Origin of the sequence: Shimia sp. R9_3 (assembly GCF_017743755.1) — a bacterium.
Taxonomy (GTDB): domain Bacteria; phylum Pseudomonadota; class Alphaproteobacteria; order Rhodobacterales; family Rhodobacteraceae; genus Shimia.
Genome location: NZ_JAGHRP010000002.1, coordinates 770,863 through 787,316 on the forward strand (window position 1 = coordinate 770,863; position 16,454 = coordinate 787,316).

Below are 16,454 nucleotides of genomic sequence, written 5' to 3' on the forward strand. Positions count from 1 at the left end.
AAACTGAGAGCAGATGAGCTACCGAAAGTACTTGCGGATGTTTTTGGCACCTTGGATCTTGATGACAGTCTTCCAGAAGGATTTTTTGAGATCCTTTGACCCGGGAATGCTGTCAATAAATCGGAGATGTTTTCCTAGGTCTTTATGCTTCTCGTAGACGGGGTTGTCAAAGTAGCGGAAGTCTTTCGCGGACTCGCCTTTCCCACCGTTTTTGGTGTGGTGGGACAGACGTTGAGAGGCTGCACGGTTGACGTGAAAGACCACGATCGATTCAAATACCTGCACACTCCAAACGCGGGTGTCTGCCTCAGGTGTATGGAACTTTTTGAACCGCCTATTGATCCTGTCGATGTGGGATTTCACATAGTTGACGAACGAATAGCGTTTCGGACCAAAGCCCCGCATGTAAGATGTGTGGGTGTCTTCAACGACAAGCATCCCGCCATCTTTGATGTGATCCAATGCACATTCTGTTGTGATGATCTGTTGCTCATAGGTATGACCGCCATCATCCAGGAGGACATCAATGGGACCGATGGCCGCTAGCGTTTCACGCCAGAAGTTTTCGTCGCTCTGCGAGCCGATGAATATTTCAAAACCATGCTCTTCCCATTTTTGGGCTGCGGGATTCAGATCAATGCCGATTATGCGCGCTTCGGGCCCAAAAAAGTCACGCCACATGAAGAGGGAACCGCCGTTGAGAATGCCAATCTCAACAAAAGTTATATTTTGCCCCCTATATTGAGAGAACAGCTGCTCATACGGCTCAAAATAGGTCGTATGCTTCATGCTTAGAAAAGGGCTGCGGCTATAAGCTTTGTAGACTTCAGTCTCTTCCATATTTTCGTCCATTCGTCTTAGAAATCTTTATTAACAGTCAAATTTAACGCGCCTCGCAGGTAGACCTGAAGACAAAGCCGATGATCGCCCATGTTACAGGGAACACGTTGAAGGCGCTGTTCTGTGCGATGCTCGTAGGCTGCTAAAGGCGGTGTGTTAACTTCATAACCGTTCCTCCCTGCGAAGTTGTTGCGCAGCTTGGGCGGACATGGAAGCGGAAACTTGGTGTCGGCAAAAGAAAACGCCGCCCCGGTTGGGAGCGGCGTAGACTGTTGAAGACATGAGGCGGCGTGCCTCACTCCCACTCAATTGTGCCCGGAGGCTTAGAGGTAATGTCGTAGGTGCAGCGGTTGATGCCTTTGACCTCGTTGATGATCCGGGTGGCGGTTTCGCCGAGGAACTCGTGGGTGAAAGGGTAGTAGTCCGCTGTCATGCCGTCCACCGAGGTCACCGCGCGAAGGGCACAGGCGTAGTCGTAGGTGCGGCCGTCGCCCATCACGCCAACGGTGCGCACAGGCAGGATGGCCACGAAGGCCTGCCAGATCTCGTCATAGAGACCGTGCTTGCGGATCTGGTCGATATAAACCGCATCGGCTTCGCGCAGGATGTCGAGTTTCTCGCGGGTGATTTCACCGGGGCAGCGGATGGCAAGGCCAGGGCCCGGGAAGGGGTGGCGGCCAATGAAGCTCTGCGGCAGGCCAAGTTCGCGGCCCAGAGCGCGGACTTCATCCTTGAAGAGCTCGCGCAGCGGCTCCACCAGTTTGAGGCCCATTTTCTCTGGCAGACCGCCCACATTGTGGTGGCTCTTGATGGTCACCGAAGGACCGCCGGAGAAGCTGACGCTTTCGATCACATCAGGGTAAAGCGTGCCTTGGGCCAGGAATTCTGCGCCTTCGATGGTGTCGGCGTGTTTCTGGAACACATCGATGAAGAGTTTGCCGATGATCTTGCGCTTGGTTTCCGGATCGGACTGACCGTCAAGCTCGCCAAGGAAGAGCTCCTGCTCGTCGGCGTGGATGAGCTGCATGTTGTAGTTGTCACGGAACATGGTGACAACTTCTTCGGCTTCGCCTTTGCGCAGCAGGCCGTGGTCGACAAACACACAGGTGAGCTGATCACCGATGGCCTCATGGATGAGCACCGCAGCAACGGAGCTGTCCACACCGCCGGAGAGACCACAGATGACTTTCTTGTCGCCAACCTGTGCGCGGATCGCCTCGATCATTTGCTCGCGGTAGGCGCCCATGGTCCAGTCGCCGGAGAAGCCAGCGATTTTCACGAAGTTCTCATAGAGTTTCGCGCCATTGGGGGTGTGGTGCACTTCGGGGTGGAACTGCACCGCGTAGAAATGGCGAGAGGTGTCCGCTGTGATCGCAAAAGGCGCGTTGGGTGAGGTGCCATAGACCTCAAAGCCCGGAGCGATTTCGCTTACGTGGTCGCCGTGGCTCATCCAGACCTGCTCGTCGCCCTCGGCAAACCAGCCATCCAGAATGTCGAGGGAGTTTTGCGCGGTCACATAGGCGCGGCCAAATTCGGCGGTGCCATGGCCGCTTTCCACTTTGCCGCCCAGCTGCGTCATCATGGTCTGCTGACCGTAGCAGATGCCCAGGATCGGCACGCCATAGTCAAAGATCTCTTGCGGCGCGCGCGGGGAGCCTTCGCGGGTCACGCTGTCTGGGCCACCGGAGAAGATCACGGCCTTGGGCGCAAAGCTGCGCACGAAGTCCATATCGACGTTCTGGTATGGGTGGATTTCGCAATAGACATTGAGCTCGCGCAGGCGGCGGGCGATCAGCTGTGTCACCTGGCTGCCGAAGTCAATAATGAGGAGGCGGTCATGAGAAATATCGGACATGTGCGCCGCATAGGCTATGGCGGCGTTTCGCGCAAGTCCCTGTGCGCGTTGTCGCGCAGCCGGAGGGCAAGGGGCTGCTTGTTTTTGCATCTGTCTGCCCGTCTTTTGGCTTGCGTTACGTCTGTGCCTCGTGCTTCAACTCGGAAAAACGTATATTGAAGGTATATACATGAATGAGCTGATTGATGCTGGGCTGATTGATGCTGGGCTGTTTGATGCCGCGCTGTTTGATGGCACCTTGCGTGTGGCTGCGCTGAACCTTGCGCTGGCGGTGTTCTGTGGGGCGCTGATCGGATCGGAGCGTCAGGTGCGCCAGCGTATGGCGGGTTTGCGCACCAATGCGTTGGTGGCGCTGGGGGCGGCGAGCTATGTGGTGTTTTCATCGCTCTTTCCTGATGAGGTGAGCCCGACCCGTGTGGCGGCGCAGGTTGTCTCTGGCATCGGCTTTCTGGGGGCGGGCATCATTTTTCGCCAAGGATTCACGGTGCATGGCCTCAACACGGCTGCAACGCTGTGGTGTTCGGCGGCAGTGGGGCTGATGGCAGGGGCCGGAGCGCCGGCTTTTGCGGCATTGGCCACGGGGCTGGTGGTTTTTGTGAACCTCGGCCTGCGCCCATTGGTGAAATGGCTGAAGCGTAAGACCCGCGCCGGGGTGCCGCTCAATCAGGAATATGAGGTGCAGATCCAATATGCCACCCAAAACGACCAGCATGTGCGGGCCTTAGCGCTGAAGGCGCTGACGCAGATGGGGGTGATCGTCACGGAAATGGCGCGCAGTGACAGCGGCGGGGAGACCGCTGTGCTGGATGTGTTGTTGACCATCGAGGAGCGCAGCAATGCGGAGGTCAGCACATTGCTGCGCCCGCTGATGCTGGATGAGCGGATCAGCAAAGTGGCCTGGGAGGCGGGTGATGGAAATTAGGTCCGGTTGACTGGACACAGCCATCACCGGTTTCAGTCCAAACTTGTTGGCTCTCGAACGCCGCCCCAAAAGCCTGAATCGTGCCGCTTCAATCATTCTTGAGGAGGCGCAGCCGACCAGCCCCCGACCCTCCCCACGGGAGGGGGCTTCACCCCCACCCAGGGCCGGGGAATGGCCTAAGTGAATGACTTCAGGCGTTGCAGATCTTGCTTCTGACTTCTGGCGGATCATGATTTGGCCTCATGACCAACCAGATCGATACGGTTCCATCAGCTTGTCAGCGGAGAAAACTGACACGCACCGGTTTGTGTTGGCTTGTGTCAATAAAGCTCAGGCTCTGTTGAGTTGTTCGGCTTGCACCGTGGAACGAGTGGGCAAATTCGGGGCATCATGTCGCATTTTTGCGTCAAAGGCCGTTAATCAGCCGCTTGCGGGGGCGGGCACGGGCTACAAAAATGGAGACAGACCAAAAGCCTGTGAGGATGAGACATGGCAGAAGCAGCGACACGGCGGCGTGGACGTGGGGGCGGCGGAGCCGCACGGCGCGCAGAGCGTACCGGCGTAAAAATCGAAACCGCAAAGTTCATTGAGCGCAATATTCCGCTGTTTGAAGTGCTGAATGAAGAAGCGCTTCAGATCATTGAAACCAATGCTGACATCCTTCTTGAAGAAGTGGGCGTTAACTTTGTGAACAACAAAGCGGCGCTGGACATCTGGAAAGAAGCAGGCGCGGATGTGGATTACGACGCCGAGCGCGTGCGCATTCCACGCGGCATGGCGCGCGAGCTGTGCAAGACAGCGCCGTCCCGCATCACCCAACACGCACGCAACCCAGAGAAATCCGTCGAAATCGGTGGCAACACGCTGGTGTGCGCGCCGGTTTACGGCCCTCCCTTCGTGCGTGACGCAGAAGGCGGCCGTCGCTATGCCACCATGGCGGATTTTGAGAAATTCGTGAAGCTGGGCTATATGTCCAAGTGGCTGCACCACTCCGGCGGCACCGTATGTGAGCCAACCGATGTGGCGGTGAACAAGCGTCACCTCGACATGCTGCTGGCGCATATGACCCTGAGCGACAAGCCGTTCATGGGCTCTGTGACCGAGCCAAGCCGGGCGCAGGACAGCGTTGAAATGTGCGAAATCCTCTTTGGTAAGGAATTCGTGCAGGAAAACACCGTGATGACCTCGCTCATCAACATCAACTCCCCGATGACGTTTGACGACATCATGATGGGCGCGCTGGAAGTTTACGCAAAGAACAACCAGGCCTGCATCATTTCGCCGTTCATCGTGGGCGGCGCGATGGCACCTGTAAGCGTGGTTGGCACGCTGACGCAGGTTCTGGCCGAAGTGATGGCCGGTATCGCGTTCAGCCAGCTGATCCGCAAAGGGGCGCCGGTGATCTTCGGGGCCTTCGTGACCTCGATCGACATGAACTCCGGTGCGCCGACCTTTGGTACACCTGAAGCCAGCCAGATCCTCTCTGGTGCGGGCCAGCTTGCCCGCCGTCTGGGTCTGCCGTTCCGCTCCGGTGGTGGTCTTTGTGGCTCCAAACTGCCTGACGCGCAGGCGGCTTATGAGACCGCACACACCCACAATGCGGCGCTGACCGGTGGTGTGAACTTCATGCTGCACAGCTGTGGTTGGCTGGAAGGTGGTCTTGTGTCGAGCTTTGAGAAGTTCGTCATGGACGCAGATCAGCTCGGCACCCTGCACAAGATGGCTGAAGGCGTGGCCTATGACGAGAACGCCCAAGCCATGGACGCGGTGCGCGAAGTGGGGCCGGGTGGTCACTATCTCGGCTGTGCCCACACGCAGGCAAACTTCAAATCCGCTTTCTGGCGCTCTGAGTTGCTGGACTACAAGCCGTTTGAAACCTGGGCTGATGAAGGGTCGCGCGACACCCAAGCGCTGGCCTCGGCACGTGTGGAAGAGCTGCTGGGGGCCTATCAGCAACCGGCGCTTGATCCGGAGATCGAAGCCAAGCTGCGCGCCTATGTGGCGGAGAAGAAAGCCTCCATGCCGGACGCTTTTGTCTAAGATGTGTTAATTTTGGCGGGAGGCCTGCAACAGCTGGGCCTCCCCCATCATGGCGATCAATAGGTCGACATGTTCGATCAGGGAATAGGACGCAGCGCCGGTTTTCCTGGCTTCATTCAGGGCGCTTTCCAGCGCGATCAGGCGGGTGAGAGCCTCGCTGTGACGCTGATGCTTCCCACTTCCAAACGATCGTCTAAGATGTTGGTCTCGCACGTATTCTGTGCATCCGGCCCGTGCGGCGCGGATCAAAAGACGTGGGCGGCGCAGCTCTGACAACCGGCGTAAAACATCCTGCATAGAATCAACCTTTCTTTGTGAACGCGGGCAGCAGATCACACCCTTTTCGGGTGTTGCGCGTGTTGGGAAACAGCGTGCGGGCGCGCATGTTGTCGTTCACGATTTGGAAACAATCCTAGCCAAGGGACGGTCGTCCAGTGCGACCTGCACGGCGTACTCAGGCTGTGTAAAACTGTTGGATAAGGCTGTGGATAACAACGGCAGGCAGTGTGACGTAAGTGACTTGGTAAGGAGAGTAACAATGCCGAAAGATCAATTGATCCCCGAATTTCCGGATTGGGTGCCCAACAGTGTGGCGCGCTATGTGGCGCATACGGAACAGGGGGTCTCTATTCGGGCGCTGGCACGGCGGGATGGCTGCCATGCGTCCACCGTGCTGCGGCAGATCCGCAAACTGGAGACCATGCGGGAAGATCCGTTGGTGGATGCGGCATTGGCGCGGCTGCGTGACGATCAGAAAAGCGGGATCGCCTCGCCTTTGCTGGCGGCGGATGCAGATGGGCAGGATCTGCCCGAGGAAGCGGTCTTGCGGCGCGAGGGGATGCGGGTGCTGCGGCGGTTGTGTGAGACCGGGGCGGTGCTGGCGGTGGCCAGTGACATGGAGAACGCTGTGGTGGTGCGTGATGGGGGCACGCGCACGGCGGTTGTCACGCGCCAGATCGCTCAGGCCATGGCGCTGAAAGACTGGATCTGCGCCACGCAGGTGGGGCGCATTTCGCGCTATGCCATCACACCGGCCGGGCGGGCGGCCCTTCGGGAGATGCTGGCCGAAGCAGAAAACTCGGCGCAGGGGTTTCTGGAGGCGCAGAATGCCTTTGAGGGCGGTCTTTCGCGGTTTGGATCACGACGCATTCACCATGGCGGGCGGGCGCGGCAGGTGCGGTTCAACCTCACGGAAAGCCCGCTGACCGCGCTGGCGCGGCGGCGCGGCAAAGACGGGGCGCGGTTTCTAAGCGAGGATCTGGTGGCCGCTGGGGAGCGGCTTCGGGAGGATTTCGAACTGGCGCAGATGGGGCCACGGGCGGGGCAGAATTGGGAGCGGTTTTTGAGCGGGCCGAGAGGGGGCAGCTATCAACCGGACGGGGATGCGGGGCACGGATCAGAGATCGCGCGCCAGCGTGTGGTGGAGGCGCTGGGGGATTGGGGTGTCGGGCTGGGCGATATCGCCCTGCGCTGTTGTTGTTATCTGGAAGGGTTGGAGGCTGCGGAGAAGCGGTTGGGCTGGTCGGCCCGATCCGGCAAGATTGTGCTGCGGATCGCCCTGATGCGGCTCAGGGATTTCTATCAGGCCCACAAAGGCGGCGCGGGCGATTACATCGGCTAACTGGCCGGGAAGAGGCGCGGCAAGAGAGCCGCAAAAGAAAAGGGTCGGCGCGCCTGGCACCGACCCTCAGATTTCCCTCTGGCAAAGCGTTTACGCGGCGGTTTCCACGTTGGCAGCTTCCAGATACTTCAGCAGGTTTTCCGGAGCGCTCTCGCCATACGGGTCTTCGCCGTGGTTGTCTTCGAGACCTGGCTCTTCAAACCATGCTTCAACAACACCGTTGTTGATGATGGCAGCGTAGCGCCAGGAGCGCAGGCCGAAGCCGAGGTTGTCTTTGCGCACCAGCATGCCAACTTTGCGGGTGAATTCGCCGGAACCGTCAGGGATCACGTCGACGTTTTTCACGCCCTGAGCTTCGGCCCATTTGTTCATCACAAAGCTGTCGTTAACGGACATGCAGTAGATGTTGTCGATGCCGAGTTCCTGGAATTTGGCGAAGTTCTCTTCAAAACCAGGCAGTTGGTAGGTGGAGCAGGTCGGGGTGAACGCACCGGGAAGGGAGAACAGGATGACGCGCTTGCCTTTGAAGTAGTCATCGCTGGACATGTCCTGCCAGCGGAACGGGTTTGGGCCACCTACGGCTTCGTCACGCACGCGGGTTTTAAAGACAACATTGGGGACTTTTACGCCAACTTGCATCGTTGTTTTCCTTAACAGAAGTTTGATTTTCCGTGATCTATAATGATTCCAAATTGGGGTGCAATGCTGCAGTTGCGTAAGAGTCTATTGTTCTCTGAAATTAACCAAATAGTTGTGCATTCCGGCGTCAAATGCATAGCTGTCATGCACTGCTGGTAGTGGCTGCCAGATTGACGTATGTTACATTCTGCAAACCCAGACGGTCGGGAGGACCCAGAATTGCGTGATCTGAAGCTGCCAGAGCAGCGCCACCCTGAGAAGGCGCACCGCAAGGACAATGCTCAGCCCAAAAAGCCCAAGTGGATTCGTGTGAAGGCGCCAACCGGCGAAGGCTATAACGCGACCAAAAAGATCATGCGGGAGAACAAGCTTGTCACCGTGTGTGAGGAAGCGGGTTGCCCGAATGCCGGGGAATGCTGGAGCCAGGGCCACGCCACCATGATGATCATGGGCGAGATCTGTACCCGTGGCTGTACCTTCTGCAACATTGCGACCGGTAAGCCTGACGGGCTGGATGCTTTTGAGCCGGGCCGGGTGGCCATGGCGGTGCAGAAGCTGGGGCTGAACCACGTGGTGATCACCTCGGTGGATCGCGATGATCTGGATGACGGCGGGGCGGAGCATTTTGCCCAGACCATCCGCGCGGTGCGGCATCGCTCGCCCAAGACCACCATTGAAATTCTGACGCCGGACTTCCTGAAAGCCAAGCCCGGCGCGCTGGAAACCGTCGTGGAAGCCAAGCCCGACGTGTTCAACCACAATCTGGAAACCGTGCCGGGGCTTTATCTCGAGGTGCGTCCGGGCGCGCGCTACTTCCACTCCCTGCGTTTGCTGCAGCGGGTGAAAGAGCTCGATCCTTCGATCTTCACCAAATCCGGCATCATGGTCGGGCTGGGCGAGAAAGAGCCTGAGGTCAAACAGGTGATGGATGATATGCGCGCCGCGGATGTCGATTTCCTGACCATCGGCCAGTATCTACAGCCAACGCCCAAGCACCACGGTGTGGACCGCTTTGTGACGCCGGAGGAATTTGCGAGCTACGAGAAAGCCGCTTATGGCAAGGGCTTCCTGATGGTCTCGGCCACACCGCTGACACGGTCCTCCTATCACGCGGGTGATGATTTTGCACGTCTGCGTGCAGCACGTGAGGCGCAGCTGGCCAAAGGCTGACGGGTGGGGGCTTTGCCCCCGCGCAGCACACTGCGTTCCCTGTAAGCTCTGAATTTTTGTAAAGGCGCCACGACTGGGTCGGGCGCCTTTTCTTATTGCGGAAGATGGATGTTGAAGCGGGCGCGGATCGCCTGATCCAGAATGGGATCAAACTGCGCGGCAGAAGTGGTTGCAAGGATGTCCTCCTTGCGTTTCTTCGCGTTCTCGATCAGATCCGGCTTCCCGATTTCCGCCCATTCCTTTGGTGAGGTGCGATCGCCAAGTGTTGGATACACATGATCTTTTTGCATACGGGAGAGGGTTGCGTCAGTGCCAAGATAGTGGCCGGGGCCACCGATGCAGACGTCCCGGATTTGCTCAAGCGCAAGGGTTTCGTCATCCACTTCGATGCCGCGCACACAGCGCAGCGCCTGACCAATGAGATCATCCCCCAAGATCAGGCTCTCGTGGCAGAAGCCCAGCAGAGAGGCATGCATCCCGGCCGCTTCATACACCATGTTGAGACCGGACAGACCGGCCATGACGTTGGAACACATCTGCTCCCAGCCCGCCTGCATGTCTGGCAGTTTGCTGTCGCTGGCACCGGCCGCTGCGCCGCCTGGGAGGCCATAGAACTTGTGCATCTGTGCGCAGCCTGCCGACAGCAGCGCCTGCTCGCCAGAGCCCACCGTCATCGCCCCGGTGCGCAGATCAAGGCCAAAGGGCCATGTGCCAAAGATGGCGGGATGGCCGGGTGCGATGGCATTCACATAGACGATGCCTGCGAGGCACTCCGCTGTTGCCTGAACAATGGCACCGGCAATGGTGGACGGGGCGGTTGCGCCTGCCATACCCGCAGAGAGCAGCAACACAGGCATACCGCCGCGAATACAGGCCTCCATGACCTCGCAGCTTTCGGTGGCGAATTTCATCGGCGGCACCACAAAGCAATTGGTATTGCTGACAAAGGGACGTGCGCGCCAAGCGTCTTCACCGCCCGCGATCATATGCAGGAGCTCCAGCCCGTCAGCGACATAATCAGGCTCGGTGAAGTTCACGCCCACATGTTTTTTGGTGCCCGCGCAGCAGGCGTAGATGGTGTTGTAGTCTAGCTCGCGGTTGTTGGTAACATCGCGCGCCACCATAGGCCGTTGCAGGAAGTGGATATTTTCCAGCTGATCGGCAATGCGGGCGGCATCAAAGAGATCTTGTAGCGTGCTATCGCGATATTCTTTGCCGTCGATGTCAACCATATGCACAGCTGCACCGGCGGTGCCAAAATGCACGCGGTTGCCGGAGAGCTGGAGATCATATTGCGGGTCGCGGCCGCGCAAAGAGATGTCTTTACAAGCCTTTGCGAGCATATCTTCGACCAAGGCGCGGGGGAAGCGCAGGCGGCCATCCTCGCCCAGAATTGCGCCTGCGGCGGTCATGATGTCGATGCCGCTTTGCGGGGCGTCTGCGAGACCGATCTGCTCAAGTGCATCCAGCGCGGTTTCGTGGATGCGTTGCATGTCGCGCTCAGAGAGTGGTTTGTACTGGCCGCCTTCCGTACCGGGGCGAATGGGACGGATGTCTTGTGTCAGCGGAGCTGCGCGAGAAGCGCGACGGGCGGCGCGACCGCCGGACCGGCGGGGAGATGGTGCATTCATGTGTGGGCCTGTCCTGTAAGTGTTGTGAGAAAATGCTTTCTGACAACGTCTTACGGACGACCCCGTGCCGCGCGGCCGCGTTCGGCCCCGATGGTGCGGCTCACCAGTTTGATTTTGCTGCGCACGCCTTGCATTGGCTCCTCCCAATACAAGGCAGTTTGTGGGGCCAAAATCGTCGCGTCCCGTCCAAAAGCGACATTTGTCGCGAACAGGCGTTTCACAAAGATTTTAGCCGGAATTTTAGCCCGGATTTCAGCGCGGTACCGGAGGTTGTTCCCTATGCGGGGACCTGCTTTGACAGCTTTTCAGCATGGGCCACGAGGGTGCGCAGCGCCGTTTCAAAGCGGTCGTCAGCAACGGTCATGGCAACGCGGATATGGCCGTGGGCGGATTGGCCGAAGCTCTCACCCGGCATGGTCGCGATGTGGTGGGTGTCGAGCAGGGAGTTGGCAAACTCTTCGCCCGACAGGCCCGTCGCGCGCACGTCGAGCATGATATACATCGCGCCCTGTGCTGGGATCAGACCCACTGTGTTCTGCTCGCTAAGAATGGCTTTGGCCAATTCGCGGCGGCGTTTGAAGGGGGCGGAGACCTCTTCTTCCAAGGGCTCCCCTTGTGCCAGAGCAAAGACGGCGGCGTCCTGAATGAAGCCGGGCACACCGTAGGTGGTGTGGGTTGCAAGATTGATCAGATGGGTGATGGCCTCTTCCGGGCCGGCGATCCAGCCGATGCGGCTGCCGGTCATGGCGTGGCTCTTGGACATGGAACCGACCACCAGCGTACGCGCGGCCATGCCGGGCAGGGCACGCGGGCTGATATGGTCACCTTCCCAGACCTGTGTGTCATAGACCTCGTCTGAGATCAGCCAGAGGTCATGGGCGATGCAGACCTCTGCGATGCCTTCCAGTGTATCGCGGCCGTAGACGGTGCCGGTGGGGTTATTCGGCGTGTTGATCAGCAGGGACGCCGCCCCTTTGGCAGCCTCGGCAGCGATCTCCTCGGCGCGGGGTTTGAAGGCGTTGTCCGCGTGGGTGCGGATTGGCACAGGCACCGCACCGACGCCGCGGATGGTGCCGGGGTAGGTGGCATAATAGGGATCGATATAGAGCGCACGCGCACCAGCGGAACAGGTTGCGGTATGCGCGGCAAAGAGCGCAGACTGACCGCCCGGTGTGATCAGGATGTTTTTGTAGCTGGTTGGCACGCCGGTGCGCTCGGTCAGACGTGCCGCCACGGTGTCGCGCAGCTCCTGGGTGCCGGGCACCATGGCATAGCCGGTGTGACCGCCACGTGCGGATTGATCCATGGCAGCGAGGATAATCGGGTCGGTGCGGATGTCATGTTCACCGATGGTGAGCTCGGTGACATTTACGCCCTCAGCTACCATGCGGCGGGCTTTGTAAAACACATCCCAGCCGTCAGATCCGCCGCCGGTGATGTCTGTCAGACGTTCAGATAGTTTCATGTCGCGCTCCCCGAATAGTTGTTGCGCCTGTGGTGGCTGATGGAAGGGCCGGAAGTCAAATTCAATGTGGTGATGGGGGGCATTTCCGCCATTTGTGGCGGCACGATGCTGAGTGATAAGGCGGATTGGAGTGGCAAGCGACGCATACGCCGAGTTCTGGGGTGTCGGGGTTGGAAGGGGCGCTGCCCCTGCCACATCTGGGATGTGGCCACCCCGGGATATTTTAGGAATGAGAAAAGCCGGTTCTACAGGTCTGATGGGGTGTCGCCCATCAGGTAGCGCGGGCCGGTGCCGCGGGTGCGGGCGCGGTCGTCGGGGTTGTAGAGTTTGCAATTGGACAGGCTGAGGCAGCCGCAGCCGATGCAGCCGTCGAGCCGGTCGCGCAGGGCGGTCATCTGGGCGATGCGGTCATCCAGCGCGCGGCGGAATTGTTCGGAAATGGCCTGCCAGTCGGCTTTGGTGGGGGTGCGGTTTTCCGGCAGTGTTGCGAGGGCGTCGCGGATTTCGGAGATCGAAAAGCCCAGCGATTGGGAGATCATCACAAAGGAGAGGCGCCGGATGTCGGCGCGCTCATAACGGCGCTGGCCGGTATCGGTGCGGTGGGGAAAGACGATGCCCTGTTCCTCATAGAAGCGGATGGCAGAGGGGGCGAGGCCGGTGCGCTCGGCGATCTGACCGATGGTCAAACCGGTGGGACGGAGGCGAATGGGGCGCGGTGTTTTCATTGGATTATTGTTTTTAAATGGAAAAAACTTCTTGAGCTCAAGTTAACTTGAAGAATTAGCCTGTGTCCATCGATGATTTTGAGGAAGGACCAGAGAGATGAAACTTGAGCATGTGAACCTGACAGTGCGTGACCCGAAGGCGACCGCGGCGATCCTGTGTGATGTGTTTGACTGGACTGTGCGCTGGGAAGGGGAGTCCATTCATGGGGGCTACAGCGTGCATGTTGGGGAGGCCGAAAGCTATCTCGCGCTCTATGCGCCGCCTGTGGACATTCAGAACGCGGAAAGCAGCTATTACCGGGCGGGTGGGCTGAACCATGTGGGGATCGTGGTGCGCGATCTCGACCTGATTGAGGCGCGGGTGAAGGCGGCTGGATTTGTGCCGACCAGCCACGCCGATTACGAGCCGGGAAAGCGGTTTTATTTCGAAGGGCCTGATGAGATTGAATATGAGGTGGTGAGCTATGCCTGATACACGCGGAGTGGGCCCGGTGGGGCTGTTGTTGTGGTGTGGCGCGCTGTTGGGCGTTGGCTTTCCACTGAGCAAGATTTCCTTTGCTGCGGGTGTGTCGCCGATGGTCTGGGCCTTGCTGGTGTCGATGGGCGCGAGCCTCAGCCTGTTGCCGGTGCTGGGTGTGCGGGGGCGGCTGTCGTGGCCCAAGGGGCGCATGCTGCGCTATGTGGTGGTCTCGGGACTGGTGAGTTTTGCCGGGATCAATCTGATGATCTTTGGTCTGGTGCCCAAGCTTGGCGCGGGGCAGGTCGGGATGATGTTTGCCCTGTCTCCAGTGGCCACATTGGCGCTGTCTGTGCTGTTTGGCATGAAGGCGCCGGGTCGGCTGGGCCTTTGGGGCATCGGATTTGGTCTGATCGGGGCGTTGCTGGTGGCCTTTGGGCAAGGCGGCGTGGAGGGCACGCTTTGGTGGTCGCTTGCCGGGCTGGCGATTCCGCTGATTTTGGCGGCGGGTAATGTGTATCGCTCGCTGGATTGGCCCGAGGGGGCACATCCGATGGCGCTGGCGTTCTGGAGCCATGGGGTGGCGATTGTGGCGCTTATGGCGGTGATGATCTTGCGCGGCGATGGCGTGGATCTGGGGAGCATTTCTGCAGTGCCTTGGGCCGCGACATTTCAAGTGGTTGCGGCGGCGCTGACCTTTCCGGCTTATTTCCGGCTGCAAAAGCTGGGTGGTCCGGTGTTGTTGAGCCAGATCGGCTATGTGGCGGCGGCGGTGGGACTGGTGATTGGTGTGCTGTTGCTGGGCGAGCGCTACGGGATGCTGAGCTGGATCGGTGCTGCGGTGACTGCGGTGGGGATTGCGTTCACCGTGCTGGCGCAGAGGGATCGGCCGTTGGGTATTTCGCTGCCTATGCCGCTTGGCCGGCGGACCCGCGCGCGGCTTGGAGCCTGTGCCGCGCCAGTGAGTGAGACATCCGCTCCGCGCATTAAGGTGCTGTAATATCGCATTATAACAGAGATGGCCCGGGGCGGCGCGTCCTGGGCTGTTTCGCGCCTATGACGTGCGCGCGGGCAGGCTTGCTTGAAGTTTCTTGGTCAGGCCGCTGCGCACGATGTCATAGGACACCAGTATGCGGTGGCGGAGCTCCTCGGGATCAGACTCCAGCGGTAGGTGAATCCAGCTGCGGTGAAAATAGGGCGCTTTGACACCGACACCGGCATCCATCAGCATTTGCGCGGTTTCGATGCCGTCGGTTTTCACGGACACGCCGGTGTTCTGGCTGCCGATGCAGGCAAACATTTTGCCACCCACTTTCCACGCATCATGCCCGCCGCCAAAGGGATCAGACAGCTCAGCGCCCGGAAGGGCCGCGCAGATGGTGTTGACGGTGTCTCGGCTCATGCGCTGAGTTTGGGCGGAGGGCGACAGTGGGTCAACAGTGATTAGAGCGCACTTGAGGGCAGAGGTCTCTTGACGGTCGAGGGTGCGCCGCCTAGGGTCGCCCCTATGAAAACCGCACGCACCATCATTATTTGCTGCTGCATTACCTGCTGACATCGTCACGCGGGCCGGTCTTCTATTTCAAAAATGAGAGAGAGTTGGTAAGCCCGCCACGCGAAACCCGTGTGCTGAGGAGCCACTTATGACTGAGATCCGAACCGAGATCACGCTGCACAACACTCTGAGCCGTAAGAAAGAGATTTTTACGCCAATCAAAGCGGATGATGTGCGGATGTATGTCTGTGGGCCGACGGTTTATGATCGCGCCCATATTGGCAATGCGCGGCCTGTGGTGGTGTTTGATGTGCTCTTCCGTCTGCTGCGGGAGGTCTATGGCCCAGAGGCGGTGACCTATGTGCGCAACTTCACCGACGTGGATGACAAGATCAACGCGCGCGCAGCCGAAAGCGGGCGGGCGATTGGTGAGATCACCGCAGAGACCACGCAATGGTATCTGGATGATATGGGCGCGCTGGGGGCCATGGAGCCCAACCACATGCCGCGCGCCACGCAGTATATCGACCAGATGATCACCATGATTGAAAAGCTGATCGCGGATGGCTTTGCCTATGCCCATGACGGGCATGTGCTGTTCCGGGTGCGCAAATACGACGACTACGGCAAGCTTTCCGGCCGCTCGGTGGACGATATGATCGCAGGAGCGCGGGTCGAGGTGGCGAGCTACAAAGAAGATCCGATGGATTTTGTGCTCTGGAAACCCTCAAGCGCGGAACTGCCCGGGTGGGAGAGCCCGTGGGGGCGGGGGCGTCCGGGCTGGCACATTGAGTGCTCTGCCATGTCTTATGAAATTTTGGGGGCGTCTTTTGACATCCACGGGGGCGGCAATGATCTGATGTTCCCGCACCATGAGAATGAGATTGCGCAAAGCTGCTGTGCCAACAAGGGCGCGCCGATGGCGAATTACTGGCTGCATAATGAGATGTTGCAGGTGGAGGGCAAGAAGATGTCCAAGAGCCTTGGCAACTTCTTCACCGTGCGCGATCTGCTGGATGGGCATGACGGCAACCCCGGTGTGCCTGGGGAGGTGATCCGCTTTGTGTTTCTGTCGACCCATTATGGCAAGCCGATGGATTGGACTGCCAAGAAGGCGGCGGAGGCCGAGGCGACGTTGCGCAAGTGGCGGACGCTGACGGCGGATGTTGCGCCTGCTGCGGAGGTTCCCGCCGAGGTGCTGCAGCCTGTGGCGGATGATCTGAACACCGCAGGCGCGATTGCGGCTTTGCACCAGTTTGCCAGTGCTGGTGATGCGGCCAAACTCTTGGCGGGGGCGCAGTTCCTTGGGCTGTTGACTGCAGGGATGGGCGCATGGGCGGAAGGCGTTGATCTGTCAGCCTATGAGACACTTTTGGCAGAGGCGCGCGCCAAGGCGATGGAGACCAAGGATTTTGCCGAGGTGGACCGGATCAAGACAGCGCTGACTGAGGCCGGTGTTGAGGTGCGCATGAGCAAGGCGGGTGTTGAATTGTTGCCTGCAGCTGGTTTTGATGCGGCCAAGCTGGAAGCAATCTAGATGGCCACAGGCGGTCGGGCCTTAAACGGCCCGGCCGAGATCATTGATACCAAGAAA

Annotated in this window: 15 protein-coding genes; 7 read left to right on the plus strand and 8 right to left on the minus strand. The window is 59.3% G+C overall.

From position 1 onward, the window contains the following. Positions 1-18: 18 nt before the first annotated feature. Together J7412_RS08265 and guaA are read right to left on the minus strand one after the other, a co-directional pair. Positions 19-840 carry a class I SAM-dependent methyltransferase gene (locus J7412_RS08265; protein WP_209078204.1) on the minus strand — a complete coding sequence of 274 codons (822 nt, stop codon included), beginning with the start codon at positions 838-840 and terminating at the stop codon, positions 19-21. A 295-nt stretch (positions 841-1,135) separates the two neighbouring features. After that, positions 1,136-2,695 carry a glutamine-hydrolyzing GMP synthase gene (gene guaA / locus J7412_RS08270; protein ID WP_209078205.1) on the minus strand — a complete coding sequence of 520 codons (1,560 nt, stop codon included), beginning with the start codon at positions 2,693-2,695 and terminating at the stop codon, positions 1,136-1,138. Positions 2,696-2,864: 169 nt separating this feature from the next. Between guaA and J7412_RS08275 the strand changes: the two genes are divergently transcribed. Both J7412_RS08275 and J7412_RS08280 read left to right on the plus strand, forming a co-directional pair. Beyond that, positions 2,865-3,617, plus strand: coding sequence for an MgtC/SapB family protein (locus J7412_RS08275; protein ID WP_209078206.1), 753 nt, complete (start codon positions 2,865-2,867; stop codon positions 3,615-3,617). Between the two features lie 489 nt (positions 3,618-4,106). Continuing rightward, positions 4,107-5,657, plus strand: a complete 1,551-nt coding sequence (locus J7412_RS08280) for a trimethylamine methyltransferase family protein (protein WP_209078207.1) — start codon at positions 4,107-4,109, stop codon at positions 5,655-5,657. Positions 5,658-5,663: 6 nt separating this feature from the next. On the opposite strand, the gene J7412_RS08285 is transcribed toward J7412_RS08280, so the two are convergent. Then, positions 5,664-5,954 carry a DUF6477 family protein gene (locus J7412_RS08285; RefSeq protein WP_209078208.1) on the minus strand — a complete coding sequence of 97 codons (291 nt, stop codon included), beginning with the start codon at positions 5,952-5,954 and terminating at the stop codon, positions 5,664-5,666. 241 nt (positions 5,955-6,195) lie between these two features. Between J7412_RS08285 and J7412_RS08290 the strand changes: the two genes are divergently transcribed. After that, positions 6,196-7,278 (plus strand): DUF6456 domain-containing protein, encoded by a 1,083-nt coding sequence (locus tag J7412_RS08290; RefSeq protein WP_209078209.1) that lies wholly within the window; start codon positions 6,196-6,198, stop codon positions 7,276-7,278. 90 nt (positions 7,279-7,368) lie between these two features. On the opposite strand, the gene J7412_RS08295 is transcribed toward J7412_RS08290, so the two are convergent. Continuing rightward, a complete protein-coding gene (locus J7412_RS08295) occupies positions 7,369-7,917 on the minus strand; it encodes a peroxiredoxin (RefSeq protein ID WP_209060457.1) in 549 nt (182 codons plus the stop codon). A 219-nt stretch (positions 7,918-8,136) separates the two neighbouring features. Here J7412_RS08295 and lipA point away from each other — a divergent pair, with 219 nt between their 5' ends. Then, on the plus strand, positions 8,137-9,087 hold the full coding sequence (gene lipA / locus J7412_RS08300) for a lipoyl synthase (RefSeq protein ID WP_209078210.1): 951 nt from the start codon (positions 8,137-8,139) through the stop codon (positions 9,085-9,087). A 92-nt stretch (positions 9,088-9,179) separates the two neighbouring features. Here the strand turns inward: lipA and J7412_RS08305 are convergent, their stop codons facing one another. From J7412_RS08305 to soxR, 3 genes are all read right to left on the minus strand, one after another. Next, positions 9,180-10,718, minus strand: coding sequence for a trimethylamine methyltransferase family protein (locus J7412_RS08305; RefSeq protein ID WP_209078211.1), 1,539 nt, complete (start codon positions 10,716-10,718; stop codon positions 9,180-9,182). A gap of 277 nt (positions 10,719-10,995) precedes the next feature. Next, the gene (locus J7412_RS08310) at positions 10,996-12,183 is read right to left on the minus strand and encodes an aminotransferase class I/II-fold pyridoxal phosphate-dependent enzyme (protein WP_209078212.1); all 1,188 of its coding nucleotides are present in this window, start codon (positions 12,181-12,183) and stop codon (positions 10,996-10,998) included. Between the two features lie 245 nt (positions 12,184-12,428). Further along, positions 12,429-12,908 (minus strand): redox-sensitive transcriptional activator SoxR, encoded by a 480-nt coding sequence (gene soxR / locus J7412_RS08315; RefSeq protein WP_209078213.1) that lies wholly within the window; start codon positions 12,906-12,908, stop codon positions 12,429-12,431. A gap of 97 nt (positions 12,909-13,005) precedes the next feature. On the opposite strand from soxR, the gene J7412_RS08320 reads away from it, so the two are divergent. Next, positions 13,006-13,380: a VOC family protein gene (locus tag J7412_RS08320; protein ID WP_209078214.1), complete on the plus strand. Its 375-nt coding sequence runs from the start codon at positions 13,006-13,008 to the stop codon at positions 13,378-13,380. Beyond that, positions 13,373-14,365 (plus strand): DMT family transporter, encoded by a 993-nt coding sequence (locus J7412_RS08325; protein WP_209078215.1) that lies wholly within the window; start codon positions 13,373-13,375, stop codon positions 14,363-14,365. The genes J7412_RS08320 and J7412_RS08325 overlap by 8 nt, the downstream gene beginning before the upstream one ends. 54 nt (positions 14,366-14,419) lie before the next feature. Here J7412_RS08325 and J7412_RS08330 read toward each other — a convergent pair whose 3' ends face one another. Next, on the minus strand, positions 14,420-14,767 hold the full coding sequence (locus J7412_RS08330) for an MmcQ/YjbR family DNA-binding protein (RefSeq protein ID WP_209078216.1): 348 nt from the start codon (positions 14,765-14,767) through the stop codon (positions 14,420-14,422). 241 nt (positions 14,768-15,008) lie between these two features. On the opposite strand from J7412_RS08330, the gene cysS reads away from it, so the two are divergent. Continuing rightward, positions 15,009-16,397 carry a cysteine--tRNA ligase gene (cysS, locus tag J7412_RS08335; RefSeq protein ID WP_209078217.1) on the plus strand — a complete coding sequence of 463 codons (1,389 nt, stop codon included), beginning with the start codon at positions 15,009-15,011 and terminating at the stop codon, positions 16,395-16,397. The last annotated feature ends 57 nt before the right edge of the window (positions 16,398-16,454 follow it).